This is a genomic window from uncultured Ligilactobacillus sp. (genome assembly GCF_948826705.1).
Lineage (GTDB): Bacteria > Bacillota > Bacilli > Lactobacillales > Lactobacillaceae > Ligilactobacillus.
Genome location: NZ_CAQLEL010000138.1, coordinates 14757 through 41565, shown reverse-complemented (window position 1 = coordinate 41565; position 26809 = coordinate 14757). Strand labels below are relative to the sequence as shown.

The 26809-nt window shown below is 35.4% G+C and carries 22 protein-coding genes and 1 pseudogene; 5 read left to right on the top strand and 18 right to left on the bottom strand.

Annotated features, from left to right (window positions below):
• The 9 genes and pseudogenes from Q9Q35_RS10315 to Q9Q35_RS10275 all read right to left on the bottom strand — a co-directional run.
• On the bottom strand, positions 1 to 350 hold a 350-nt coding region (locus Q9Q35_RS10315; protein ID WP_304653289.1), incomplete at its 3' end, for a MurR/RpiR family transcriptional regulator.
• Positions 351 to 410: 60 nt separating this feature from the next.
• Entirely contained in the window at positions 411 to 2360 is a 1950-nt protein-coding gene (locus Q9Q35_RS10310) for a glucose PTS transporter subunit IIA (protein ID WP_304653288.1), read from the bottom strand.
• Positions 2361 to 2378: 18 nt separating this feature from the next.
• Positions 2379 to 3275 carry an N-acetylmuramic acid 6-phosphate etherase gene (gene murQ / locus Q9Q35_RS10305; RefSeq protein ID WP_304653287.1) on the bottom strand — a complete coding sequence of 299 codons (897 nt, stop codon included), beginning with the start codon at positions 3273 to 3275 and terminating at the stop codon, positions 2379 to 2381.
• Positions 3272 to 4327, bottom strand: a complete 1056-nt coding sequence (locus Q9Q35_RS10300) for a DUF871 domain-containing protein (protein WP_304653286.1) — start codon at positions 4325 to 4327, stop codon at positions 3272 to 3274. Before Q9Q35_RS10300 ends, murQ begins: the two co-directional genes overlap by 4 nt.
• 263 nt (positions 4328 to 4590) lie before the next feature.
• Positions 4591 to 5289 carry a hypothetical protein gene (locus tag Q9Q35_RS10295; RefSeq protein WP_304653285.1) on the bottom strand — a complete coding sequence of 233 codons (699 nt, stop codon included), beginning with the start codon at positions 5287 to 5289 and terminating at the stop codon, positions 4591 to 4593.
• 253 nt (positions 5290 to 5542) lie between these two features.
• Positions 5543 to 6391, bottom strand: a pseudogene (locus Q9Q35_RS10290) (hypothetical protein); the annotation flags it as partial.
• A gap of 47 nt (positions 6392 to 6438) precedes the next feature.
• A complete protein-coding gene (locus Q9Q35_RS10285) occupies positions 6439 to 6753 on the bottom strand; it encodes an AbiH family protein (protein ID WP_304653284.1) in 315 nt (104 codons plus the stop codon).
• Between the two features lie 118 nt (positions 6754 to 6871).
• A complete protein-coding gene (locus Q9Q35_RS10280) occupies positions 6872 to 9799 on the bottom strand; it encodes a DUF3427 domain-containing protein (RefSeq protein ID WP_304653283.1) in 2928 nt (975 codons plus the stop codon).
• The gene (locus Q9Q35_RS10275) at positions 9792 to 10211 is read right to left on the bottom strand and encodes a (deoxy)nucleoside triphosphate pyrophosphohydrolase (protein ID WP_304653282.1); all 420 of its coding nucleotides are present in this window, start codon (positions 10209 to 10211) and stop codon (positions 9792 to 9794) included. Before Q9Q35_RS10275 ends, Q9Q35_RS10280 begins: the two co-directional genes overlap by 8 nt.
• Positions 10212 to 10577: 366 nt before the next feature.
• On the opposite strand from Q9Q35_RS10275, the gene Q9Q35_RS10270 reads away from it, so the two are divergent.
• Together Q9Q35_RS10270 and Q9Q35_RS12005 are read left to right on the top strand one after the other, a co-directional pair.
• Positions 10578 to 11906, top strand: a complete 1329-nt coding sequence (locus Q9Q35_RS10270) for a hypothetical protein (protein ID WP_304653281.1) — start codon at positions 10578 to 10580, stop codon at positions 11904 to 11906.
• A 677-nt stretch (positions 11907 to 12583) separates the two neighbouring features.
• Positions 12584 to 12706 carry a hypothetical protein gene (locus tag Q9Q35_RS12005; RefSeq protein ID WP_370648902.1) on the top strand — a complete coding sequence of 41 codons (123 nt, stop codon included), beginning with the start codon at positions 12584 to 12586 and terminating at the stop codon, positions 12704 to 12706.
• Between the two features lie 756 nt (positions 12707 to 13462).
• Here the strand turns inward: Q9Q35_RS12005 and Q9Q35_RS10265 are convergent.
• The 4 genes from Q9Q35_RS10265 to Q9Q35_RS10250 form a co-directional block, all read right to left on the bottom strand.
• Positions 13463 to 13756: a hypothetical protein gene (locus tag Q9Q35_RS10265; protein ID WP_304653280.1), complete on the bottom strand. Its 294-nt coding sequence runs from the start codon at positions 13754 to 13756 to the stop codon at positions 13463 to 13465.
• Positions 13737 to 15779, bottom strand: coding sequence for a hypothetical protein (locus tag Q9Q35_RS10260; protein ID WP_304653279.1), 2043 nt, complete (start codon positions 15777 to 15779; stop codon positions 13737 to 13739). The genes Q9Q35_RS10265 and Q9Q35_RS10260 overlap by 20 nt, the downstream gene beginning before the upstream one ends.
• 227 nt (positions 15780 to 16006) lie before the next feature.
• Complete coding sequence (locus Q9Q35_RS10255; RefSeq protein WP_304653278.1) at positions 16007 to 18556, bottom strand: hypothetical protein; 2550 nt, start codon at positions 18554 to 18556, stop codon at positions 16007 to 16009.
• A gap of 100 nt (positions 18557 to 18656) precedes the next feature.
• Positions 18657 to 19475 (bottom strand): MurR/RpiR family transcriptional regulator, encoded by an 819-nt coding sequence (locus Q9Q35_RS10250; protein WP_304653277.1) that lies wholly within the window; start codon positions 19473 to 19475, stop codon positions 18657 to 18659.
• A 155-nt stretch (positions 19476 to 19630) separates the two neighbouring features.
• Between Q9Q35_RS10250 and Q9Q35_RS10245 the strand changes: the two genes are divergently transcribed.
• From Q9Q35_RS10245 to Q9Q35_RS10235, 3 genes are read left to right on the top strand one after another with little or no spacing between them, the layout of a single operon-like run.
• On the top strand, positions 19631 to 20323 hold the full coding sequence (locus tag Q9Q35_RS10245; RefSeq protein WP_304653276.1) for an N-acetylmannosamine-6-phosphate 2-epimerase: 693 nt from the start codon (positions 19631 to 19633) through the stop codon (positions 20321 to 20323).
• Positions 20324 to 20328: 5 nt separating this feature from the next.
• A complete protein-coding gene (locus Q9Q35_RS10240; RefSeq protein ID WP_304653275.1) occupies positions 20329 to 21828 on the top strand; it encodes a PTS transporter subunit EIIC in 1500 nt (499 codons plus the stop codon).
• 2 nt (positions 21829 to 21830) lie between these two features.
• Positions 21831 to 22298 (top strand): PTS glucose transporter subunit IIA, encoded by a 468-nt coding sequence (locus Q9Q35_RS10235; protein WP_304653274.1) that lies wholly within the window; start codon positions 21831 to 21833, stop codon positions 22296 to 22298.
• A 64-nt stretch (positions 22299 to 22362) separates the two neighbouring features.
• On the opposite strand, the gene Q9Q35_RS10230 is transcribed toward Q9Q35_RS10235, so the two are convergent.
• The 5 genes from Q9Q35_RS10230 to Q9Q35_RS10210 all read right to left on the bottom strand — a co-directional run bounded on the left by Q9Q35_RS10230 (position 22363) and on the right by Q9Q35_RS10210 (position 26809).
• Positions 22363 to 22716 carry a bacteriocin immunity protein gene (locus tag Q9Q35_RS10230; RefSeq protein ID WP_304653273.1) on the bottom strand — a complete coding sequence of 118 codons (354 nt, stop codon included), beginning with the start codon at positions 22714 to 22716 and terminating at the stop codon, positions 22363 to 22365.
• On the bottom strand, positions 22713 to 22877 hold the full coding sequence (locus Q9Q35_RS10225; protein ID WP_304653272.1) for a hypothetical protein: 165 nt from the start codon (positions 22875 to 22877) through the stop codon (positions 22713 to 22715). Before Q9Q35_RS10225 ends, Q9Q35_RS10230 begins: the two co-directional genes overlap by 4 nt.
• Positions 22878 to 23813: 936 nt before the next feature.
• Positions 23814 to 25289, bottom strand: coding sequence for a xylulokinase (gene xylB / locus Q9Q35_RS10220; RefSeq protein WP_304653271.1), 1476 nt, complete (start codon positions 25287 to 25289; stop codon positions 23814 to 23816).
• An 8-nt stretch (positions 25290 to 25297) separates the two neighbouring features.
• Positions 25298 to 26239 (bottom strand): hypothetical protein, encoded by a 942-nt coding sequence (locus tag Q9Q35_RS10215; RefSeq protein WP_304653270.1) that lies wholly within the window; start codon positions 26237 to 26239, stop codon positions 25298 to 25300.
• A 54-nt stretch (positions 26240 to 26293) separates the two neighbouring features.
• The gene (locus tag Q9Q35_RS10210; protein WP_304653269.1) at positions 26294 to 26809 is read right to left on the bottom strand and encodes a D-lyxose/D-mannose family sugar isomerase; all 516 of its coding nucleotides are present in this window, start codon (positions 26807 to 26809) and stop codon (positions 26294 to 26296) included.

Here is a 26809-nt window from a genome sequence, read left to right as displayed (position 1 = left end):
TCAGCTAAAGCATCATTAGTCGTTTCTACCATGTGATTGATCCGGACTTTTAATTTATTCTTGAGTGAACGTGGTGTTTCGGCATCACTGACTTCTTCATAGTACTTTTTATCATCTGCATGAAAAGCATAGGTCGCACTCAATTTTTGTTTCAACTGTGAAAAGCCATCATAGCCTAACTTACGTGAAAATCGCACTAATGCTGCCGTCGAAGTTCCAAGAGCCTTGGCGACTTCTTGGGCACTCTTACCTAGGATCTGGTCTTCAACTTTAAAAATATAATCTGCGATCTTTTTTTCCACAGGAGTAAAATTGGAATAGTTTTGCCGAATAACAAGTAAAGTATCCATCGTAGTATCGTCTCCATTCTTTACTCATGATTATATCAGACTTCCCCTAGATAAACAGTTTTACGCTTTGATCGTGATAAGCGGTCGTCCCTTTAACACCTCAGCTGAAGTAACAACTTCAACTGCACTATATTCTTTAGTATTTATGACCACGATCGGAGTTGTAACTGAAAAGCCAGCCGCTTTGATCCTTTCAAGATCAGCTTTTAACAAGAGGTCACCTGCTTTAACATGCTCATTTTCGCTGACAAAGCTCTCAAATCCAACACCTTTTAACTCAACTGTGTCCATTCCAACATGGATCAAGAGCTCTACTCCTTCATCACTAGTGATCCCAATGGCGTGTTTTGTCGGTAAGAGCGAAGTTATCGTTCCCGTAACTGGAGCACAGATCTCACCATCTTTAGGCTCGATCGCGATCCCTTTACCCATCAAGCCACTAGCAAATACTTGATCATTTAGCTGTGAAAGCTTTACTAATTTACCTGTCAGTGGTGCATTGATCGTAGTAGTCTCAACAACTGGTTCTTCTACTTTAAGCGTTGGTTCAATGATCTCTTTTACTTCTTCTTTAGCATAGTTATCCGCTTTCATTTTTGCGTCAGCTGGGATCCCGAAGAAATAAGTTGCGATAAATCCGCCTACATAGCCACCTAAAAGTCCACAAAGATAGATCCACCATTTTCCATCAGCGATCAAAGGTAAGAGCGCCACGCCAGAAGGTCCGATCGCGATCGCTCCAGCATTGCCTAAAGCACCGATGATCGCACCACCAATACCACCACCGATACATGCGGTCACAAATGGTCGTCCTAAAGGCAGGGTGACCCCATAGATCAATGGCTCACCGATCCCTAAGATCCCAACTGGTAAAGCACCTTTAACTCGTTCGACAAATTCTTTATCTTTGCGCAAACGGACCCATAAAGCGATCGCTGCACCAACTTGTCCTGCACCAGCCATCGCAAGTACAGGCAAAAGTTGCGTCGAACCAGTCTTTGAGATCATTTCTAGATGGATCGGCGTTAAGATCTGGTGTAATCCAAACATGACCATTGGTAAGAACAAAGCACCTAAAACAAAACCTGAAAATCCTCCACCTACACTTAAAATGAAGTTGATCGCCCCAACTAAGCTAGAGGAGATGACACCAGCAACTGGCATGATCAAAAAGATCTCCGCTAAACCGATAAATAATAAAGTAAGGGTCGGTGTCACAATGATATCAAGTGACTCTGGCACGAGCTTGTGCATTTGCTTTTCAAAAAGAGCTAATAACCATACGGCAAAGATCACCCCAATAATCCCACCTTGACCTGCTGATAATGGTGCTCCGTTAAAGATGTTTTTCAGTGGAGCATTGGGATCCATTCCTGCTAGTAGAGAAACGGCCCCAATAACACCACCTAGTGCAGGAGTAGCGCCAAATTCTTGAGCCGAATTCAAACCAACATAGATCGCCAAATAACCAAAGATCCCGCCTTGGATGATCTTTAAAACCGTGACGATCTGGCCCCACGTCGCAGCATCAAGCATCCCTGCTGTCACAAAGTTCCCAAGCACTGAGGCTAAGCCACCGATCAGCCCCGCTCCAACAAAGGCTGGGATCAAAGGCACAAATATCTTAGAGATCGTATTGAGTACTGCTTTAAACTTAGATGGTTTATTATACTTTTCTTTTGTAGCTGATTTCGTTTTGGCCATCAATTCTTCCATCGATCCCGCTTTAGCATTAGGAAATGTTTCCCCTAGTCTGACACCTACCATGTCGACCATTGCTTGGGCTACTTTATTGACTGTTCCTGGACCAATAACTACTTGTAAAGTCTCATCTTCGACCACACCCATTACGCCTTTTATCGCTTTTAAACCAGAAAGATCAACTTTAGTTTCATCGATGATCGTCATACGGACACGTGTCATACAGTGGATAACTTTTTTTACATTTTCTGGACCACCAACTTTTTCATAGATCTCACGTGCGATCCGAGTTACTTTATCTTCAGCCATTTTAGATCCTTCCCTTCTTTATTGTGCTAGTGTTTTACCTACAAAACCTTTTGCTTTTTGTAACTTATCCTTCCCTTCTTTGGCTGAACAATTCGTTAACAGCATTACGATCGCTAATTTTACATCTTGACCTGCTGCCTCAAACGTTTTTTCAGCGACTTCATAGGTGCAATCCGTTGCCTGCATGATGATCCGCTTACTACGCTCAACTAATTTTTCGTTGGTCGGTCTTACATCGACCATCAGATTGTGGTAGACCTTACCGATCCCGATCATTGAGATAGTTGAGATCATATTTAAGATCAATTTTTGCGCTGTTCCGGCTTTCAACCGAGTCGACCCAGTCAAAAATTCTGGTCCACAATCCACTTCGATCGCAAATTCAGCATATTTGGAGATCAAAGCACCTAAATTACAAGCGATACTTGCCGTCGTAGCTCCGAGATCGCGCGCGTATTTTAAGCCCCCGATCACATAAGGCGTGCGTCCACTGGCTGCGATCCCGACAACTACATCTCTATCATTTAGCTCCAATGCACTCAGATCTTGCTTTGCCAAGGTCAGATCGTCTTCTGCACCTTCGATCGCTAATGTCATCGCTTGTTCTCCACCCGCGATCAGGCCAATGACTTGTTTTGACGAGACCCCAAAAGTTGGGACACATTCAGCTGCATCGAGAACTCCAAGCCGGCCACTCGTGCCAGCTCCTAGATAGATCAAACGCCCACCATTTTTAAAAGCTGTGATCGTTGCTTCGATAACTGGCTTTATCTCAGGCAAAACTTTGCCAACTGCAATAGCTACTTTTTGATCTTCTTGATTCATCTTTTCTAACGCTTCAGCTACACTCAGCTTATCGAGATCTTGCGTAGCTTCATTGCGTTTTTCAGTTGTTAAGTTAGTTAGATCGATCATCTTTTGTCCTCCACTATTTCAAATTTTTGTCCAGCACCGAGATAGGCTAAAAGATCAAGATCTTCATCACTGACTTTTCCCACAACATTCACTCTAGGATCAGCTTTGAGATCACGTTTGACGAGCTGAAGTTCGCCCATATAGCGGCCATAGTCACAATTGTCGAGTGTAATCGTACCTTTAGGCCGAAACGTCGTATTTTCAGGTAAGATCGGCTCACTAATTTTTAAGCGGGCATCTGCACTTCTGATCACATCGCAGGCAACATCTTTTCGATTTTGATGTTTTCCGATAACCCGGGAAAAGTAACTTGAACTTGCTTTAGCACGTAAAAGCAAACGATCTTCTTTTAGCAAATAAGCAAATTGTTTTTGCGCATCAGCTGTAAGTCCACTATCTCCGAGATAGATACCATCCACATTTGAGCTTTTTAGTTCAAGGTAAGCAACTATTGGCTTCAAATAACGATGAGCTTCTAACGTAGGTAATCCTTGATAAAGCGGATAACGTAAGGCGGTATCACCTGCGATAAAGGCGACTACTTTTAAGTCGTTTTGCTTAAAAAATGCGTTTTGCTCATAAAAATAGTTCTTATCTAACCCCGTCTCAGGTCTTGGATAGTAGTTATGCCATGCTAATAAACGGCTAAGATCTGCTCCTAGCTCTTTAAGTTCAGTGATATCAGCTTTAGTCATGGTACTAGCATTTAGTCCCACGATCAGTTCTTTAGTGAGCTTAGCGATCATCTTTAGCTCAACTCGATCATCAGCACGTAAACCTGTAATTCCCAGTTTCTTTAATTCGGTCAAATTATTAAAACTAAAACCAGCTTTACTAAGAGCATCGCCTGAAACATCGACCATTAGAGATAACTGGTTCTTCTTAGCTATAGCTCCCAGTTTAGTGATCCGCTCACGATACTTATTGGGATCATCTTCTGGAATATGCAGCGAAGTAAAAATCCCCGTAAAGCCCGCTCTTGCCATCTGCTCAATATACGCTACCGTTGTTTCATCAATATCTTTATCCATGAAAACTGAAAAACCTTGCAATGTTTTCGCCCCTTTCTAACGCTACTATTGTTTACGCTTTCATTATAAAGCTGTTGAATTTATATTTCAAATATTTTGTTTTATGTTTAATTTTTTGGAATATAATTTCTAAAAATCGCAATGTGCTCGTAGTGAGGCTCACTTATAGAAAACAATCAGCCCCCTAAATCAGGGCTAGTGTCTGATTTAGGGGGCTGGAATTTATGGCGTATATTGATATAATATTTTATCTCTTTTTATATAAAGATCATTCTACTAATTTTTTATTTGATAATTTCAACACAATAATTTGCATTGTCTGGTTCTGAAATTATTCTAGCTTCAGCATTATCGACTTTTTCTAACATGTATTGTTTACCTTCTGGGGTCGTTAGATCTGTTTCTACCATAAATTCATTAGTACCTACTTCATAAATTCTAAAACCAAAATGCGGGTCTATAAAAGTATAGACGTCTTGACCTTCGTTGATCAAATTCCAAATTATTGCTGGCACATTTTTAGGTGGAGAAATTTCTTCTCCCTGAGACATAAACCATCCATAAGCATTACTATTGTTTGCATTTTCCAGTTGTTGTTTCTTCGACATACATTCATCACAAGTACAACATGTTGCAAATTGATGCGTTTGTGATGTTTTATTCTCATCTAACATTGCTGAGTTTGTCGTTGCTTCATATGGACTATTTTGTGTATCTGTTTCTTCTGGTAATTCGATTTGCGTACTGCTTGCTTTTTTGCGTGTACTTGTTTCTTGTTGCGTTATTTTTTGTGTTGTTGCTTTATCTGTGATATTTTGACTTTGTTTCATGTTATAAATTCCAGTAAGTGCTAAACCAGTTAACATAATAAAAATCATAATACTCAATAAAATAATTCCTATCTTGTGTATCTTGATCGTAAAGCCTAAAATATTTGCTTTTAAATATTTTCTATCACTCTTCGTTTTGTCTGTTCTTCGCATCTTGATCACCTCTTTAATTTATTTTACTATATTAGGTATCTTTTTATTACTACTCTAACAGCTTTAGGACTAAAATACCTTGGGCTATCCTCAACCTTATCGAAAAAGGTACAGAAGCCCTGTGAAAACAGCTTGAGCCATTCTCACAGAGCTTCTCTAGAAATATTTACTCTTTACATAGTGGTCGACAACGAGCCACAATTTTTTAAGTCCATTTACGCCCGTTTTTGCATACTATAAAGTATTTTATTCTCTAATAGGGACTCCTATACTTTTTCTCCAAAACTTTTTGACAACAAAATATCTTACTAGCTCTTTCTGATAAATTTTCTTTATCATTATAAATATATACAATTATTTCATTTATATTTTTATGATATATCCTATTATTTATAAGTTGTATTTGCTTAAAAATTTCAATGTCTCCTCTCAGTGCATGCCCTATAACAGCTATATCGATTTCATTATTAAATAAATCGCCTACATCGATAAGACCTGGTATTCCCTCATACTTCTCCAAAAATTCTCGAACTAGCTTTGAATTTACAGTAACGGATATTTTCCCTTCTGAAAATTTCATATTAGTATATCTAAAAATATATTGATATCCCAGTGGCACAGAGTAGCCTTCTATATCCCCCTGGTGCTCAGTTCTAGGTGATTTAGGACTATTAATTAACTTATATCCACTACCATTAACAAAGTCATCTGATGCTGGCCTATTTACATCTAAATTGTTAAACCATCTGGATAATTCTTGAAATTCTTTCTTATCTATCTTCGCTTTTTTAAATCTATGAAACTCTAATAATATTCTCTGCCATATTTTTTCGCCATTCCACCTTGCTATACTTTCATCACTATACGAGGATAAAGTTGCATTAAAGGTATTTTGATTATATCTACAAATAGTTTTATCACTATTTATATCTTCGATAAATTTTTTTAAGTGATCATTATAACTTGAATAAGTATTTGGAAACCCCAAAACAATATAATTATCTTTAATTGAGCCATGAACTTTTATATGCTTTTTAGGATCAGATATCCCATATACTGCTTCAATAGTGTTTATATAGTTAAAATCTAATATCCTGTCAGCTTCATTTAATAATAATTGAAGATCATCACGTTTTTTACTTCATCATATTATAAACAATTATCCAAATATCTCATAAATTCCATTTTAAAGTCTTCAATTATGCTATTAAAATTTTCAACTTTTGAAAAATCTTCTTCATCTATTGATACCATAGCTCGGTAATACATATACTCCATGTCTGTCCATAAATTGACACCTTCGTTACTTATATTTTGCTTTGCTTTTATATAGTCTTCAATTTCACTTAAATCTTGTTTTAATTGATCACTACAATACTCACTCTCTAAAAAATCTCTATAGTTTGTCTTTAAACCATGACATAAGTCAAAGCCATTTCCGACTATTACCAATTTAGATGTCATATCATTTTCACCACCACTATCAACTTTATATCTATTATCCCACAAAAGATTTATATCTAATTAATAACATTTAATATAATAATAAAGCCATGGACACTGCATCCATGACCTAAAATAATTATTTTTCTGTCAGCATATAATACCGATCAGCATCAACTGGGTTTGCCAATTTTAGATCCATTGAAACAATTGGATCCTCTTTACCATCTTTTCGCTTGGAAAATTCTTGTTTTAACGATCCTTTTATAATCTCACATGGCCCTAGATAAATGAATGATGTACCTTCATCATCAGATTTTTTGACAAACATATCCATCGCCAAGGCTGGCTTGCCTTCATCAACACCACGATAGAGACTTTGAATTTCAGCACCTTCAATCCGACGCTTGTTTTTAGAATACATATGCATCACACTTGGATTCTTGAAATAGTCTCCATATTGAATAGTTTCACTAATATTTTCACTCTTATGATATGTGATGAAAATTGGACAAGTATCATGATCTTTATCGATAAAGTAACCACCAATATTTTGTCCTGGAATACGTTTTTTGAAATTCAAAAGCCGACATACATCTTTTCGCTCGTATCTACTTCCAATTGTAAACTGCTTGCTTGGATCATATTGTTCTGCTTTAAGTAATCCCGTTCTAATCGCATCTTCAAATAAGACCTTAAAGTCATTTGCTTTTAGTTCTGCTTTAATTCTTTCATTGAAACGATATAAACCGTCGTCATGTTGAATTATTTCAGTATCACCATAGCTAACTTTATTTGGTTTTGACTTATCATCAAAAAATGCTAAAGACAAAATTCGATCAACTGATTCCAAGACAGCTTCATTCACATAACAACCTTCTGCTTTTAGGATTTGAACATATTGCTCATCAGTTAATTCACCATTAAGTAACGCGTTTAACAATAACAATTCATGCTTACGCAAACCATTACTTAATTCAACTGTTACAAACGATAGTAATTGTTCTTGAAATTTCGTTAAGGTAAATTCTTCTTCGCCCATTGCAGATAAGAAGGCATTATATTGCTTATACTTGCCTGCAATCACGCTTTGATCAATCGAATCACGTTGTAAATCACACATCAAAGGTACACGTCCAAGTTTATTTTTGACGTTCATATACTCATCATGCAATTTCTTTTTCAGCGTTAAGTTGGACTGGCTAATTGACTTATAGATGCGCTCCTTAGCAACTTTGGTAAAATTAATCACCGAAGTTCCATAGATTGGTTCAAGATCGATTGCATCACGTACACTATCTTTACTATGTGACTTATCACCAGTTAAAGCGATTGGAATCAGGTAGTTATTTTTATAATTCCCGATAAAATCAATGATCGTCACGTATTCTTTATCCTTAAATTTACGCAGACCACGCCCTAATTGTTGAACAAAGACAATACTTGACTCTGTATTGCGTAACATCACAACTTGATTAACACAGGGAATATCAATCCCCTCGTTAAAAATATCTACCGTAACAATATAATCAATTTCCCCATTTTCAAGTTGAGTTACCACTTCATCACGCCTTGCAATACTATCTTCTCCAGTCAGAGCGACTGACTTGTAACCTTTTTGGCTCATCAAAACCGCAAGCTCTTTAGCCTCTTCTTTACGACTACAAAAGATTAAGCCGTGCAATTTGTCACCAGAGTAACCATAATATTTAGTCTGCTTAACAATATAATCCACCCGTTCTTTACTTACCAAGCGTTTCAAATCTGTGGTATCGTCAATAACTTCACCATCTAATTCGTAATCTTCAACTCCGTAATAATAAAACGGACATAGCATATTTTCTTCTAAAGCATCTTGCAATCGAATTTCATAAGCAATGTCATAGTTAAATAACTTATAGACATTAAAATTATCTGTTCGTTCTGGTGTTGCTGTCATTCCTAGACAAAATTTAGGAGTAAAATATTCAAAAATTCGCTGATGCATTGAAGCACCTAAATGATGAGCTTCGTCAAATAAGATATAATCAAAATCATCTTTAGCAAACAACGCAAGATTTTCTGGTTTTGATAATGTTTGAACTGTCGCAAAAACATATTTTTTATCTAAGCCTGCTCGATTATTGCCACTATAAATCCCATAATCATCACGATTACCACCGATTACTTTATAGAAACTCTCAAGTGACTTTTGTAAAATTTGTTCTCGATGAGCTACAAACAAGAAACGTTTTGGCAAAAAACTTCTCACATCAAAAGCGCCTAAATATGTCTTGCCCGTCCCTGTTGCTGAAATAATTAGACCTTTTTGTTTACCACTTTGGCGTAATTCAGCTAGTTGATCTAAGGCAGCTTTTTGCATTTTGTTGGGAACAATTTGACTGCTATCTTGATAGGCTTCCATACTTTCAGCTATTTCAGCTGTTGAAATCATTTTAGGATGATTTTGTTTGTATAACTCGGTATATTCTTCAATCCATGCTTCTGTTAGCTCAACTCCCCGAGCCCACTCTGCTTCAATTTGTTCGCTAATATTTTTGGTAATTTCAGCGTTATCAAGTGAAGTCACTCGTAGATTCCATTCGTAATTTTTGATGATAGCATTGTTTGTCAGGTTAGAACTACCGATAATTGCTGAATTATAGCCACTTTCATACGAAAACATATATCCCTTAGCATGAAAAGGCAATGCTTCGGCAGTATTCTTATCCTTTCCTGCATAAATCCGAACTTCAACATTTGGAATGTTGGCTAGTTTCTCAAAAGTCTTAGGCTGATTGAACCACAAATACGTTGAAGTTAAAATACGGCCCTTGACACCTTTCTTAGCGAGATCCTGGAAAACCGACAAAAAAGGTGATAAACCTGAGTCAGTGATAAATGCAACTGCAAACGTAAATTCACTACAGGTCTGTAACTCATTTTTTAAAACACGGTAAACATTAGTATTTTTAGATTCATTAGCCACTAACGAAGCCGATAAGCCACCAACGGCTGAATATTTGTCACTATCAACAAAATTATTAAGTACTGTATTGGAAATATTATCAACTAATTGACTATTCAAAACTAATGCTCCTTAAATCAACGTTTTCGATAGCTTTTGCCACAGGAATATCTGCTGGTGCCCAATTAAGTCTGGCTAATTCATCTACCGTGTGCCATTTAACTTCACTATGAGCTACCAAATCAAAATTATTTGTAAGTAATTTGGCATAGAAGACGGTTAATTCAACAACACCAAATTCATACTCATATTTTACTGTTTCGGCAACTTGTGACCCTACTAGAATCTCATCTTTAAATTCTTCTTCTAACTCACGTTTTAACGCCTGTTGTGGAGTTTCACCTGGTTCAATCTTACCACCTGGAAACTCCCAAAGATCGCCTAATACACGATCCGAACTGCGCTTTGTTGTTAATACTTTGTTATCGTCGATGATCGCAGCACCGACTACTTTGACATGTTTTTTGGTCATAATATTAGCTCCTCTCTTAGTGTTTATTACTACTTATTAAGTTATTTCTACTTTATTTTTTCAATCATATCAATTAAAAACATTATTGCAATTTTATATAGTGTATGATTTTATTTAACTTTACTTTTGAGACATATGTCAAGATATTGATAAAAATATAGTAGTGCCCAGATATGTACGGTTATTGTCTACTACAACACTACTATGAAATTCTAAACGGGTTTCCACATAAATATATTACAGCTGTATTATGAATTAATTTTGTTAACATACTTCATTATTTATTAGAGTTATACTTGACTTTGATGCTCTCACCAAACTATAATTATAATAGTTAAAAATTAAAAAAAGGTGATGAATATTAAAATGTACAGAGATTACAAACTAGAAATAGCTTTAGAAACATTTATACTATTCGTTTTACTATTAGTAATATATTTTGGGAATATACATATTGGGAATATAATTGATGGAACATTTGTAGCTGCAGTATTATCTGTTCCGGTAGCAATAGTTTCCTATATTAGTTCCAAAAAAAGTGATAAAAATAAAGCTAAGGAAAATTTATATTACGAAAAATTGGATCGAATTATTCAACTATTAAATTTAGAATTATCAACACCACATATAGAAAAGGAAAATAATATTTCTGAGAAAAACAGAGATGAAGATATCATAAAAATTCAATTGTTACAATTAGATAATATATATGAATCTGGAAAGAAAAACATTAATGCTGTAGATAAAGATAGATTCTCGGAAGTTGTCAGAGAAGTCGCGCTTAGATTGATTTTTCAGGGATTTAAATTTGAAAATTGTAACATTCTAGATATCCTTAAAAAAGATCCTAAACAAGAAAAAACTCTTGTTTCAATTAATCAATTACTCAAAAATATGGAAAATAAAAAATATTTAGAAAGTTATTTGAAATCTACTCCTATTACACATAGCGATATATTTAGTTGGAAAGAAATTATTGACTCCTCAAAAAAGCCCGCTCCTATAAATAATTTTATTTTTTTCAACCCTGTATTGAAGGATTTTGAATCTGACGATCTTGAAAATTATTCGGATAACATCTTTATTAATCCGTATTTTGAATACACTAGAAAAAATGAACAAGATACTCTCCAAACTATAATGGATTTAAATCTACAAAATACAATGGTTATAAATCCACAATTCAAGTTTAAAGATGGCTTTTCAACATACGATGGAATAAAGAATTTATATAACTCACAAAACAATGATGATGAAATATCAGTTAAATATGATATCTTTGAAAATTTAACTGATAGGAATGAAATTAAGCAAAAATATGCTTTAGATAATAAAACTGTTGTTAGATTTTCCAGAACATACTACAATGAAAGTGAACAAGAGTATGAGTTTAATTCTTGGTTTAAGATAAAAGAAAAAAATTTAAAACACTTCAATTGTTTAAAATTTGCTATAGTTGATGATAAAAAAGGTACTTTGCTTTTAACCTTTACAAAAAAAGAATTTCAGAAATTATTAAATAAAAAGAGTTCAACTGAAGATAATACTGCATATAACTTCTACTTTAAAGTTTCGACTACTGAATACGAAAAATTCATAAAAGATCATTCCCCTTTAACAATCCTTTATGATACTCGGGTTCCTAAATATGAAAAGAATATACGCATGAATTTATCCCCTAATAACAACTCGTAATCTCTATATTATAAACAATTCGTATAGCGGACTTTGAATCAACAAAAGACTAATCTGAGAAAAACTGCTATTAAATCTTTGTTCTCCAATATAGAAAAATGCTTTACTGTGTAATGATATTATTTCATTACACAGTTTTTTGATTTATCATTAAAAAGTATCTGTATACACAAAAAAGAGCCATAATGGCATCTTTTTCTTATGTAGCCTACCACGAAAACTCAACTAGAAAGTACGGTATCCATGAGGTATCAATTATCTTATTTTCCCTGCCACTACTAATTTCTTGCCACAAGAATTAGCTACTTTTAGATGCCATAACTGCGGAACTACTGCTTTTTATCGCATGGTTTTACTCCTAAACATTTTATCAGACTTCCTTCTGTCAATGCGACATATCAAACTGCTATTGCTGCTCGTTCAGCTAGGTTACGTTGTCGTAACTGTAATTCTACTTGCTCCGCAAACTCTGTGCTCTCTACTTCTACTGTCAATCGTCTTCTTGATTCCACTCGTTGTGAGTTTCAAGATAACTTTAATTTCTTACCTCTTCATCTATGCTTTGATGAATTCAGAGGAACTCACAACACTTATCATTTTATTTGCTTAGACGCTGATAATCATATTATCCAGACTATCTTACCTAATCGCTTAAACAGACTATTTTCAATTACTTCATGCGGTTTCCTGCTTCTGTGAGAAGCTTAGTTCGTACTGTTAGTTGCGATCTAAATTCTTACTATGTCGATCTTATCAATAATCTTGCCAAGATCATCATCGACAGATTCTACATCATTTAAATGCTCAACCGTGCTGTAAATTCAATACGTGCTGACCTAATGAACAGCTTTGACCATAGTTCTAAAAACTATCAGTTGTTTAAATGTAACTGAAAACTCTTCTTAAAGCGATATGATGATCTGGACTGTACTCATCAATTTTGTGAAAGATTACAACGCAAATGTGTCACCTCTGAACGCTTGGTCGATCAGGGACTTGGGTTAACTGATCAAAACTTTCGTAAGGCATATTGGGATTATCAACGACTACTAGAAGTCATCGATGATCCAACGACCTCTAAGCTAAAAATATTCAAACAGTGTCTTGATGAAGCACACCAAAAGTACTCAGGTTCCCGCTATAACGCCTCTAAGGCTGACAAAATACTACCGACGTCCTTTGATAATTTATCTCCTGTTATCACAGCTTTAGAACCAAAATATCAGCACTACACTAACGACCCTCTAGAAGGTATAAATCGTAAAATAAAACAAATTTAGCGAACAGCCCATGGTTATCGTAATTTTGAACATCTCAAAGCTCGGATCTATCTCCAAACATATCTCAAGAAGCTCTGTGAAAACAGCCTAAGCCATTCTCACAGAGCTTCTCTAAAAATATTTACTCTTTACACCGTGGTTGACAAAGAGGCCAAACTTCCAACGTTTGAGAGACATCAAAAAAGTTGGAAGTTGAAAATGTCTTTTTACTTAGGCCACCGCCTCCCTTGTTTATTCGATTATTGCCATCGAATTACCAATTATAGAAGATAACCACTAATTTTCAGAATTAAGACTTGGAAATGCAGATTCAATATCTTGCTTTATTTGCTCTAAATTATCAGTAAATTCCACTATCTTTTGTACAATTTGGCTAACAATTTCCCTCTCTACAGGATTTTTAATACTACTAATCATATCACTCGTTGGTATTTCAACAGTAGTAGTATCTTCTAACTCATAAATTTCATTAAATAAACTCAATAAATCATTCTTAGATAAATTCTCTGGTCTTATTTCTTTACCCCCTATTAAAAAATAGCACTTTGTCTCATTTTTTAAGATTTCCATATATTTCTCCCTTCTTAGTATACGCATCCATTCCAGATTCCATTGCTTCAATAAATTTATCATGACTCTTTTCTTCGATATTATTTATTGAATCCCTTATTTTGCTAGAACTAAACTCTCCAGACATAACGGAGTATTTCCCATTATTATCTTTAGAAGTAATAATCAAATAATCTGGTTCTAGTAGTGTTCCTAGTGTGGAATTGTGCGTTATAACCACAACCATGCTATTACTTGAAAGCTTCTTTAATACAGTATTTAATTCCGTTTTTATATAAGCATTATCCAAGGAAGATTCCGGTTCATCTATTAGTATAATAGATTTATTTTTAGCTTCATTCAACCTTAACATCAAAGCAAATCCAACAGCTTGCCCTCCAGAAGCGGGAATCCCTTCCGAATCAAGAAGTTTAACTTCTTTACGAACTAAATATTCTGCAAAATTAGCTTCATTATAAAATTTTTTCTGCTTTAAATTGTTCAAAAAATCAATGAAACTTTTGTTTTTATAAGCTACCATTAAATCATTATTAACTGCTTCTTTCGTTCCAATTTCCTTTTGAAATTGACTAGCAGAATCGTAGGGCACTAAATTTACTTGTATTTGATATCCATGCAAACTTTCCTTTTTTAAAGAAGTTGTTTGGACAATTCTTTCTAAGAAATAACTTATTTTTTTCTCTAACTGTTGCCTATGAATCACTTTATTAATACTACATTCTTGAATTTTAGTTATTCCTGTTCGTGCTGTAACTGTAGATTTAACCTCTAACATGATTTTATTGACTCTATTTCTAATCTCATTATTCTTTCTGTGTTCCACATATACATCCCTAAGTTCTGAATAAACTTCAATAAAATTATTTTTCTTTTGGATACTATTTGATAGAAGTTTCCATATTTCGTCTTTTGCAATAACTTCTTTAATATTTGTGAGTGCCTCTTCTATAAATTCTGTTTTAGACAATTCAAATTCAACTTCCTTAAACAACGTATACTTTTGTCGAGACTGACTCTTAGCCATTTCATCAGCAAAGCGTTTAACATCATCTAAAAAATTTTCAATATTTTCAAATTCATTATCAGCATTTAGATAATTTTTTATTTTAGAAAATTCAGTTTTATATTTTTCCTGCCACAAATTGATAGCTGTAAGACCTTGCTCTTTTCTTTGCTTTTCAATGTATTCATCTGCATGAGCAGTTTCAAATTGCTTTATCTCATAGTAATCCTCTTTACTATACCACCTTTTAATTTGATTCAGAAAATATGTCTTTCCAGTTCCACGTTTTCCTACTACTAAATTAAGTCCTGTAGAAACGTTTACTCCATTAATGTTAATAACATCTTGCAAGTTTTCTTTATTTACACTTACTTTATCTCTATTCTGTAAACATTTTTTTATATCTTCAAATTCACATGAATCAACTTGTATATACGTTTGCTTACCGCTTAACTCTTCAATATTATTTCGCCCATCAGCATCCTTATCTGTAGCATGTGCATCACTAAATAAACAAGGAATCAAGCTAGTATCATCTTTTTTAGCAATATTAAATCTTAATTGATTAGGAACTCCTCCCACACATACTACCTCTTGTAAGGGATCAGGTATTTCTTTTACCCCCTTACTTTTTCCTAATTCAAATATATAAATTCCTTGATCCCAACAAGATAATTCTTTACATAATTGATCACACGTTATCCTATCTCTATTAGTTTGATGCACTTTAGATAACCAATCTGAGAAATTAGATAGTTCATCAACACAGTCAATGGGAAAAACTACATTTACATGTCCAATATCCAAAGTAAGTTCAATTCCTGGATAAACTTTCACATTGTCCAAATTTTTTGAAATTTCATCAAAGTTTTCTTTATCAAATAAATCATGATTTGTTATCGCTATAGCATCAAGCTCCGTAATTTTAATATATTTCTTTAACCAATCTAGTGAAAATACAAACTCAAAATCTTTAACACTTGCAATAGTATGAATATGAAAATCAATTTTTTTGGTCATTAATAATCCCCCTTATTCATAACAAGTACTCCCATATATTTAATTATATATCATCTTAAATAATATGCTAAATTCCTATAACATTCAACTTCCACTAATTATCTGCATAAAATTCTTTAATTTTAAACAGTTTATATTGCTCTCATCTTTAAAACTATTAGAGCAATTAAGGTAAAAATTAATACATATTTCTGTCATGCACTCTTTTTATATCCCAATGGTTAACACTATTCTTGAAAAATAATTTTATTTAATTGCTTTTCTATTAACGCCTTTTCTATTTTGCTAAGCCTCAAATAATCAAAATTTTCAACTTCTTTTTCAATAACTGATATATAGGCATCTACATCTAGGTTCCAATATTTCAAATACCCTAAGAGTGCCATCCTATATCTATATACAAAATCTGTATCCTGTAAATAAATATAGTAATCTTTATCCACCATCTTAACGGTAAAGAACTTAGTAAACATTCCTTGATTAACATTGATATGATTTCTACTTATCAACTTATCCATAATTAAGCATATGCTATTATCATAAATTCCAACGCGTATTATATCTTCCAATATCAATATAGTGTACAGTGGCATATTATCCCAGTCAGTATACTTCAAGTCGCTAATATTTTTAACAATGAAGTTACTAAGACTATTACTAGTAATCAAATAATTGTTACTATCATAAATAGATTTTTTAGATAAAATCAACTCCAAATTATTTAAATATTTTAGCATTAAATTTTTTCTCTTCCACCCTTCGTTCAGTTCTATTTCACGTGTAAAATCATCCATATCATCTAACAATATATCCTGTACTAATAGCAATTTTAATTTATCAAATTCTTTAAAAGCATAAAAAAAACTCTCATCCAACTTCCTTTGATATCTAGTATCAAAAATACGTTTAAATTTTTTTATATCTATCGTCTGGTCACATTTTACTATTAATTGGCATATCCTATTAAATTGATTCTTTTTTTCAGAAGTCGTAGTTCTAAACACATCTCTGAGAATGTCTAAAGAGTATCTCACACTACAGTCCCAGTCATTATCTTCTAAATAAAATAATCTATACAAAGCATAGGCACCACGATAGTCTCCTGCCATCGATTTCACAATAAGAAATACGTTCTCAATATTCTCTTTATTTGCATATCCGATTTCAGACATTAAGTAATCAAAACAAATTTCAGAGTATGCCAAGTTAGTATCATCATTCGAATTCAATATCCCTTCGTGATAATTACCAATTGTTTTTAGTTTACATAAATCAAATAAGCTTCCTTCCAATTTATCTTTGATACCTACATAAGCATTTAAGAAATTTTTCCATGAATCGTTCACAAACTTATTATAGTATTTTTTCTTTTCATTACATACAAGTGTACTCTTACTGCCTGTGACATCTTCAAAAACTATTCTTTCTATATTTTGATTCAAATAAAGATATACTTCTTTCCCTGATTTTATTTTAGGAGCATTTTTACTCGCTGAGAATATTTCCACAGATTTAATGTTCTTCCAACTTTCTTCTTTTATTTGTATGACATTACCCATTTCCGGAATCGAAATATCTAATCTGCCACTATACTCGAATTCTTTCTCAGATTTAATTTTCTCATAGCCAAAATTAGGCATTTCTTCAAATAATTTAGCAATTTTTTTATCGGAGTTAGCTAAATTGGATATTTTCTTAAATATATAGCCATGTATATTTTTTTCAATAGGGAAGTTAGAATATAAAGTTACTATAATATCTTCAATCCTAGAACTTTCTTCTATTCCTCCTACAACATACTGATACTTATCATTTTTGATCCAAGAATGATTTCTTTCAATTAACTTATCAAAGATTTTAATATCTTCTTCAAACATCTCAAGTGCAACACTAAACAGCATATCATTATCTTTGTTAAATAAGTCTTGATTTAATAACAAATCATATTTTCTTACAACAAAGCTTTTGTAATTAACTATTCCGCTAGTACTAAATTTAGCTAAATTATCTATTTTTAAATTGGTGTATCTTGATAGACTATCAAAAACAATCTTGACATATTCACATCTGTGACTATCAGACTCTAAATTCTTAATATCTTCTTCTAATTGTTCAAAAAAGTGACCTACCCTAGGATCAGAGAAATATTTCTTATTCATATAATCAAAATATTCACTATACTTATTACCTATCTTTTTTCTTATAGTCCTCTTTAAAGTATAATCATTATCCGATTTCATTTCTATTATCACTTCAAAAATATCGAAAATAAACCAGAGTATCATTACAAAAATAAACACTAAAAAGATGATTACTGACTCCCAAATATAATATACTATTTGGTTCTCTAAAAAATATAGCGCTAAAATTGAAAATAATAATGCTATATAAAATTCTGGAATCTTTGTTATTTGATACACTAGACTATGTTTCACTGCAAATTCTAACTTATTCATTCCCAAGTAATTATCATTTTTTCTATTATCATACCCAGCTATAAATGGAAGAAAACCATAGTATAAGCCGTAAAGTCCCACTAGTGTGAGTACTGCAGACAGTATTGTATAAAAATCCAAATTATCTTTTGTGTATACTCCAATTATACCAATAAGGCTATAGTAAATCAGAAACACCCAAATTATAATATGAGCAGCTATTTTATCTTTTCTAAGTATTAGTTTTTCTATAAAAAATTTCCCCCTAATAGATACTTTTCTAGCCACAATAAGGATAATTCCCCCTATAAATGGTAAACAAAATATTAAAGCTGTTCCCATATTACTTAAATTCCTTTCATATCTAATAAGTTAAAAATTCACAATAATTATGCCAAATGAAGCAAAAGATTTGATATGACAGTATCCATTCCCTCTACCTTTACTCCATCTTCCTCTTATTCAAAATAGCCCGCACTACCTTTTCTCGGGCATTTATCGTATCAGCTGAATTTAGTTTTTCGTATTCATAGACTAAAACATCTGCGATCAACAGTTGTGACATCCGCCCGATAAGTGAGCCACCATTTAGAAAATCATCGACCGCCGTTTGTAACACGATATCAGCTTCAAGTGCGATCGGTGAAGCAGGATAAGTGGTGATCGCAATGATCTGAGCTTGGTTTTTCTTAGCGATCTTTAGTGGTTCTAACGTATCTTTTGTTCTCCCAGTCAAAGAAAAAACGATAAATAGATCTGAACTATTGGTGATCGCTGCTAATTGGGCTTGATAATGCGGATCAGTCACTGCTTGTGCTCTTACTCCGATCCGTAAGAGCATACTTTCCAATGCCTTACTCGAGAGTGCACTGCCTCCTACCCCTAATATATATATGCGTTTTGCTTTTCCTATTGCTGTAACAGCTTTGGCAAGTGCTTCTTGGTTTAATTCACTTAAAGTTGTCTTGATCGTTTTAGTCAGAGCGTTTTCGATGCTAGCGTACGGTGAATTTTCTGTTTGTTCGACATTGCTGGAATAGTCTTCTTTTGCGACCTCAACTTTTAGATCAGCAAAACCACTATAGCCTAATTTGTGGCATAACCGTACGATCGTTGCATCACCGACCTTGGTCTTTTCCTTGATATCGTTCATCGTTTCATAGACGATATCAGCTCCTGCCCATAAAAAATGATCGGCTACCTTTTTTTCAGCTGGCGTTAATTCAAAATAACTTTGATGGATCTTTTCCTTTAATTTCATCGTCATGACCTCTCTTTATACCATAACTATACACTTTTTTGGAGTTTTTCTCCATAGTTCATTTAAAATGGATAAAAACGTTTACAAAAAATTCTAAACATGTTATATTACGTTTGGAGATATTATCCAAAAAATATAAAAACGGAGTGAGATGTATGCTAAAATCAGAATTTTTACGTAAGATAGATCATGGTCTGATCGTGTCCTGTCAAGCATTACCAGGCGAACCACTCTATACACCAGAAGGTGGAGTAATGCCTCTTTTAGCATTGGCAGCAAAGCAAGCTGGCGCTGTTGGGATCAGAGCCAATTCAGTACGGGATATTCTAGAGATCAAGGAAAAAGTTGATCTTCCAATCATTGGGATCATCAAACGTGACTATCCACCAACAAAGCCCTATATCACACCCACGATGAAAGAAGTCGACGAATTGGTAAAAACAGGCGTTGAAGTTATCGCACTTGACTGTACTTTACGCAAACGTCATGACGGAGCAACTATCAATGAATTCATTGAACAGATCAAACAAAAATATCCCGATCAATTGTTGATGGCCGATATTTCGACTCTAGAAGAAGGCTTGAACGCTGCTAAAGCTGGGGTCGACTTTATCGGGACTACATTAGCTGGTTATACAAAAGAAAGTCCTGCTTTAGACGGTCCTAATTATCAATTGATCAAAGAGTTAGTTGATGCTGGGTTAGATGTGATCGCCGAAGGTAAGATCCATGATCCAAAACAAGCTAAAAAAGTTCAAAAATTAGGTGTCGCTGGCATCGTTGTCGGAGGTGCGATCACACGTCCTAAGGAGATCGCCACACGTTTTATTGATGAATTAAGGGGGTAATCACCATGTTTAAAAAATTCTCACGCCTCGGAAAAGCCTTTATGTTACCGATCTCGATCTTACCAGTCGCTGGTCTTTTGCTTGGTCTAGGTGGCGCGCTCAGCAATGAAAGCGCCGTCAAAACTTATCCATTTTTAGATCAAGCCTGGTTACAGACGATCTTAAAGGTCATGAGTTTTGCGGGTAATGCCGTCTTTTCAAACTTAGCATTGATCTTTACGATCGGGATCGCAGTTGGCCTTGCCACCAGTGATAAAGGAACGGCCGGTCTAGCTGGTGGAGTATCATTTTTAGTTTATACAGCAACGATCAGTGGTTTACTTGAATTATTCTCGCCTAAAGGTGCAACGATCGATACTGGTGTCGTTGGTGCGATCGTCATCGGCTGTACCGTAGCTTATCTGCATAATCATTATCGCAAGATACAACTTCCCCAATTCTTAGGTTTCTTTGGCGGTTCTCGTTTTATTCCGATCATCTCAGCTTTAGCAGCCATCGTCATCGGTGCCTTCTTTTACATGATCTGGCCACCGATCCAAAGTGGGTTGCGTGTTGCTGGGGAAAATATCGCACACATGGGCGCCTTTGGAACATTTCTTTATGGTTTCTTGCTTCGTTTGACAGGTGCTGTTGGGTTGCACCATACGATCTATCCACTCTTTTGGTACACTTCACTTGGTGGGACCGAAGTAGTTGCCGGGCATACGATCTCAGGTGCGCAAAATATCTTCTTTGCCCAGCTAGCTGATCCTAACCATACTGGTCTTTTCACTTATGGGACACGTTTCTTTGCTGGACGGTTTGCGACCATGATGTTTGGCTTACCAGCTGCTGCTTATGCAATGTATCGCTGTTTACCAAAGAAAAATCGTAAAAAAGATGGTGGTTTATATCTCAGTGGTGGGTTGACCTCATTTCTAACGGGGATCACTGAACCGATCGAATATACTTTCTTGTTCGTAGCCCCATGGTTATATGTGATCCATGCCTTTTTAGACGGATTATCTTTCTTCTTTGCTGATCTTTTGAATATCCGGATCGGTAATTCCTTCTCGGGTGGTTTTATTGATTTCTTGTTATTTGGGATCTTACAAGGTGAAGATAAGACGAATTGGTTACGCGTCATCTTCTTTGGGATCGTTTGGGCCTTTGTCTACTATGTGGTCTTTACTTTCTGTATCAAGAAATTCAAAGTCGCTATCCCAGGTCTAGAAGCTGAGGATACTGAACCTGTCCAAGCAGTGCCGACTGATAATTCTTTAAACGCTGAATCTAAGCTCGTGATCCAAGCACTGGGTGGGCCTGAAAACATCGAGACAGTCGAAGCCTGTGCCACACGTTTGCGTGTCGCTGTCGTTGATAAAAGTAAAGTCAACAAGAAGACCCTCAAAAGCTTAGGTGCGGTTGCCGTTTTAGAAGTAGGTGGTGGGATCCAAGCCGTCTTTGGTGGTAAAGCTGATCTCTTTAGCCAAGAGATCAATCAAATTTTAGGAAAAGGTGATTAAAGATGTTTGGTTTTAAGAAGAAAAAATTAGAATTAGCAATGCCCGTTGATGGTAAGATCGTTTCTTTAGCAGAAGTTCCAGATGAGGTATTTTCTACTGGAATGATGGGACAAGGTTTTGCAGTGAAACCGACCGCAGATGAGATCTATGCTCCAGTTGCTGGAACGATCACCAATATCTTCCCAACAAAACATGCGATCTCGCTCAAGACAAAAGAAGGGGTCGAGATCTTGTTGCACTTAGGTCTTGATACCGTCGAGCTAGCAGGAAGTCCTTTTGAAATGTTCGTATCAGCCAACCAAGAAGTCTCACCTGAAACGCTCCTTTGTAAGATGGATAAAAAACAGATCACTGAGGCAGGGAAATCAGATGTTGTCTTAGTACTAGTAACATCAGGTGAAGAGGTCACTATGACTGATATGGATAGCTCACTACATGGTATGAGCTGTGGCTCGGTGAAAATTGGGTAATAACAGTAACTAAAAACAGGCTGAAAATCAATGTTTTGAACATGATTTTCAGCCTGTTTTATTTTTATCGTCTTGGAAAATCTTCAAGAAAACCGTAAAATTGGGATTTATCCGAATAATCTGCTCTATACCTACTATTTAATCCTGCTTTTTTGGCAACATCACTCAGCTTTACTAAAAGCTTTCCATCTTCACCTAAAAAACGAATCTGGTTACTAAAACCGACCGCATATATATATTTGACAAGTCTATCGACTAGATATTCAGGGTGTTCTTCTTGATCGATCTTTTTATAGACTTGTGCCAATACGTCTAAAATATCTAGTAATCCTGAATTTTTTTCTGGACGTTCTGCCAAACTATTATACAATTCATGGACTACTTCTTTTACATGATTTACATTAACTTTTTCTGTCATTTTGATCCTCCTCCAAAGCTCCCGAAAGGAGTATTTCCCCAGCGTTGAGCACCTTCAGTCACAGGTACATTGGTAGAGGTGCTTGCAGAAGCTGTATTACTAAAACTTGTCACAACATCAAAAGTTGAAATCACCGCTACGATAACTAATGATTTTTTCATAGTACATCTCCTTTTTAATGTAATCTATCCAACAAACAGCTTACAATTGGATTTTATCACACTTGATTTATAATAAAAATGTAATATTTTTAATTTAATATTACTTTTTTTAATTAAAGACGAAGGAATCACATCACATTAAAATTGGTTATCTAAAAACAGCCGTGGATCAACTTAGACTGGTTCATTTACGGCCATTTTTAGTCTCATTGCTCGCGATCTTTCAGTTCCAAAGATTCGTAATTATAATCTAAAAGACTGCTCTATATAGATATCTGAAAAAAATTCAAGTTACAAAGTGATATGGCGACTAGATCATCTAATTACTGCTAAATTCATTAACAAATTTCCCCAAAAAAGAGTGTATTTAACATATTTCTTTCCCCATTCTTTTTCTAAGTTAACATCAAAACCTACGTAACCTTAGAGCAACAAGCATCCCGTTTATTTCCCAATTAAAATTCTGCCTGTGGATAACTCTCTACAAATATCTTGATCGCTTTCAGCTATAGCGGGTTTAACTGGTGCAAAAAACACTGTTACTTTTATTTTCCCTACATACTCATTACTCACCATAATTGATATTATTGATCTCTATAGTAATTTTGTATGTTTCCAGCGGTAAAATTTCTGTCATAAGCGATTTTATTCTTATTGTCTAAAGTCCATTAAGTTTCCCTATTTCCATAATTGATCATTTAACACTATGACAAATATTTCACCGATATTTCGTTAATAAATCATCAATAAATTTAAGCGTGCTATCAATATTTCGTCAATAAACTTAAACACTTCATCAATACTTTCAGCTAACTTAATATAAGACTTTTGCCATATCACGTCTTTTCTGTGATACTATATATCACTATTTTTAAATTATTTACGTTAAGCTCGCTATTCAAAAAAATAAGCGAGCCCCGCAAGACTCGCTTCCCACTATATTCTCCCGCACAATCCCCTAGTTCGCGGGTAAATTTTCCGATAAATATCATATATTCGTTGATACTTATCCACATTTTCAGCAATAGGCATGATCGTATCACTATAAGCGACAAAGTTATCCACACATTCAGCTAAGTCAGCGTACCAGCCTAGCCCTGTGGCAGCTAACATTGCAGCACCTAAACCTGGGCCCTGTTCAACTTCTAACGTCGTCACGGGCATATTAAAAATATCGGCTTGCATCTGTAGCCAGACAGCATTTTTTGCTCCACCACCAACTGATACAAGGCGTTTTAATTCATGCTTAGGATCCAACAATGCTTGTGAATCTTTCAACGAAAATGTTATCCCTTCTAACACAGCTCTAGCAAAATGATCCAACGTATGCCGTGCATCGATCCCAATAAAACTACCTCTGATCTGACTGTCAAAGTATGGTGTCCGCTCGCCAACTAGATACGGTGTAAACAATAAGCCCTCAGCTCCAACCGCGATCTTCTCCACATTTGCCAGTAATTCGGCAAAACTCTTATCTGGCGCAAACGTATCTCTAAACCAATTCAGACTATGACCCGCTGCTAACGTCACGCCCATCGAGTAATAATGATCATCCACAGCATGTGCAAAAAAATGTAACTTACCTTGATTATCTACAAATTTTGGTCGTGCTCTCAAAAACACACCTGAAGTTCCGATGCTTACCATCCCTACATCACGCTTCAAGATCCCAGCTCCTAGGGCAGCACACGCATTATCTGCACCTCCAGCAAACGTCAGCACATCATTTTTAAAGCCAAATTCTTGCTTTACCGCTTCACGCAAGGTCCCCGTCGCCTCGCTTGATCTGACTAATGGTGGCATGATAGTTTCTGGTATTTCAAAGTGTTCAAGGACTGCCTTAGACCACTGCTTGTGCTCTAGATCAAGCAACAATGTGCCCGCAGCATCCGAAAAGTCCATCGCTAAATTCCCCGTTGACCACCAACGTAGATAGTCTTTTGGTAATAAGATATGTCGAGTTTGCTTCCAGATCTGTGGTTCATGTTCTTTGACCCACAATATCTTTGGCAAGGTAAATCCTTCTAAAGCGATATTGCCCGTGATCTGCTGAAGTTCTGGACCATATGTTTGCATGATCATTTCACATTGTGCTGTCGTGCGAACATCATTCCACAAGATCGCCGGGCGCAACACTTCAAAGTTTTCATCCAATAATACTAGACTGTGCATTTGCCCTGAGAAACTGATACCAGCTAATTTTGCTGTAAAATCAGCCACTTGTTGCTTTAATTGCTCCAGTACTTTGCTACAAGCTTTTATCCAAGCTTTGGGTTCTTGTTCCGAATATCCAGCCTTTGGATGGCTCAGCGTGTACTCGCTACTGGCGATTGCTCTGATTTTTCCATCATTATCGACCAACGTCCCTTTTAATGAACTGGTTCCGAGGTCTATTCCTAGTACATATTTCATTTTGCACCTCACAATACTTCATAAACTGTAGTTGCACGATACTTTTTCGTTAGTGGATCTTTTACTTGCTGTAAGTAGTTAGGGCGCCGTTGCATCTCAAACGTTATCCCCGCGTGCTTATAGATCCAGATCCCGTTATTTATCTTCTCCATTCGCTCCACTTTGTTCAACGTATAGATAACGCAAGCTTCCTGATCACTTGTTATCCTAAGAGCATTTTTACGATCTTCACTTGCTAAAAAGATCTCAGCAGGCTCACCTTGATCAAAAACATAGGCTAGATCGATCCCATTTGCACAGAATTTAGATAATTCTGTCCCTTGTTCAAAGGCTTCGTTGATCTGCTTTGGTCGACTAAAATCAAACTTTGCCTGCTCATCTTTCATATCGTCAAACTTACCAGTAGGGATAAATTCATTATCTACTAATTGTAACGATGTCTTTGGTAGCTTGAGCCAATGCTTAGCTATTCCCAGCGTCTTGTCCTTATTTAAGTTAAAATATGCGTGATTTGTCAAGTTACAAACTGTCGGTGACAAAGCCTCACCAATATACCTGACTTTTAATTTATTTTTTTCAATGCTATAAATGATTTTTAAATACATTGGTTCATAGACAGACTCAGTATCGACGTACTCCAAACAATAACTGGTCGCATCTATGCGCCTAACAAACCAATGCTTCTTATGCAGACCTGCTTTTCCCCCATGGAGTTGAACTCGCCCTTCATTTGTGTCCAATGGTCGGCCTTTATAGACTGGAGGATATACTCGCCCTGCGATCCTACCGACCGTTCCAAAATAATAAAAATCATCGGGATAATTTCTTTTATCTTGATAATGTAACACATAATTTGTCTCATTTTGCTTTTTGGTAAGCTCGATCAGTGTAGCCCCGATATCGATGAATTTGACCCTGAGGTATTCATTTTCTAACACATATTCTTCCATCTTCTATCCTCCTACAAAAAAGAGAAGTTGCACCAGGCCCCTTCTCCTCTTTTTTCAGCGTTTGATATTTGGATCAGTAAAGATATCTGTTGCATCGTCACTTGGCGAGGAAAATTCAGATACGATCGCCCCTTCATCTGCTGCTTGAAACCAATGCTTAGTATTAGGCAAGATCGTATATTGCTCGCCAGCCTCTAACACGATCTCATGCAATACGGTATAAAACTCAGCTGAATCAGCTGGTATCTTGGCCCGAATATTTGGTGTTTCTAGCCCCTCAACGTAGAGATACACCTTACCTTTCCGTACCCGAAATGTTTCCATTTTCCCCTCGATCTCACCTTTATTGCCTCTTCTTGGATGTCGATGTTCAGGACAAGTTTGGTTGGGCACTAGCACCATCTCTTTAGCACAATATCGCTCATTATTCACATAGACGATCAAGTTCAAGCCCTCGATCTCTGGTCTACCCAATCCAAAATCAGCATATTCGATCTTATCCAATTCGGCTTGTGAAAAGACGATCTCGGAATTTTTATAAAAGTCTAAAACTTTTTCTTTGTAAGTCAT

Bases quoted from the DNA above. Each gene is read 5' to 3' on its own strand.
- Q9Q35_RS10265 (WP_304653280.1), bottom strand. From the start codon at position 13,756: ATGGAAATCTTAAAAAATGAGACAAAGTGCTATTTTTTAATAGGGGGT.
- Q9Q35_RS10255 (WP_304653278.1), bottom strand. From the start codon at position 18,556: ATGGGAACAGCTTTAATATTTTGTTTACCATTTATAGGGGGAATTATC.
- Q9Q35_RS10230 (WP_304653273.1), bottom strand. From the start codon at position 22,716: ATGACAGAAAAAGTTAATGTAAATCATGTAAAAGAAGTAGTCCATGAA.
- Q9Q35_RS10310 (WP_304653288.1), bottom strand. From the start codon at position 2,360: ATGGCTGAAGATAAAGTAACTCGGATCGCACGTGAGATCTATGAAAAA.
- Q9Q35_RS10275 (WP_304653282.1), bottom strand. From the start codon at position 10,211: ATGACCAAAAAACATGTCAAAGTAGTCGGTGCTGCGATCATCGACGAT.
- Q9Q35_RS10210 (WP_304653269.1), bottom strand. From the start codon at position 26,809: ATGACTTACAAAGAAAAAGTTTTAGACTTTTATAAAAATTCCGAGATC.
- Q9Q35_RS12005 (WP_370648902.1), top strand. From the start codon at position 12,584: ATGCGGTTTCCTGCTTCTGTGAGAAGCTTAGTTCGTACTGTTAGTTGC.
- Q9Q35_RS10235 (WP_304653274.1), top strand. From the start codon at position 21,831: ATGTTTGGTTTTAAGAAGAAAAAATTAGAATTAGCAATGCCCGTTGAT.
- xylB (WP_304653271.1), bottom strand. From the start codon at position 25,289: ATGAAATATGTACTAGGAATAGACCTCGGAACCAGTTCATTAAAAGGG.
- Q9Q35_RS10245 (WP_304653276.1), top strand. From the start codon at position 19,631: ATGCTAAAATCAGAATTTTTACGTAAGATAGATCATGGTCTGATCGTG.
- Q9Q35_RS10285 (WP_304653284.1), bottom strand. From the start codon at position 6,753: ATGACATCTAAATTGGTAATAGTCGGAAATGGCTTTGACTTATGTCAT.
- Q9Q35_RS10270 (WP_304653281.1), top strand. From the start codon at position 10,578: ATGTACAGAGATTACAAACTAGAAATAGCTTTAGAAACATTTATACTA.
- Q9Q35_RS10240 (WP_304653275.1), top strand. From the start codon at position 20,329: ATGTTTAAAAAATTCTCACGCCTCGGAAAAGCCTTTATGTTACCGATC.
- murQ (WP_304653287.1), bottom strand. From the start codon at position 3,275: ATGATCGATCTAACTAACTTAACAACTGAAAAACGCAATGAAGCTACG.
- Q9Q35_RS10225 (WP_304653272.1), bottom strand. From the start codon at position 22,877: ATGAAAAAATCATTAGTTATCGTAGCGGTGATTTCAACTTTTGATGTT.
- Q9Q35_RS10250 (WP_304653277.1), bottom strand. From the start codon at position 19,475: ATGAAATTAAAGGAAAAGATCCATCAAAGTTATTTTGAATTAACGCCA.
- Q9Q35_RS10260 (WP_304653279.1), bottom strand. From the start codon at position 15,779: ATGACCAAAAAAATTGATTTTCATATTCATACTATTGCAAGTGTTAAA.
- Q9Q35_RS10215 (WP_304653270.1), bottom strand. From the start codon at position 26,239: ATGGAAGAATATGTGTTAGAAAATGAATACCTCAGGGTCAAATTCATC.
- Q9Q35_RS10295 (WP_304653285.1), bottom strand. From the start codon at position 5,289: ATGCGAAGAACAGACAAAACGAAGAGTGATAGAAAATATTTAAAAGCA.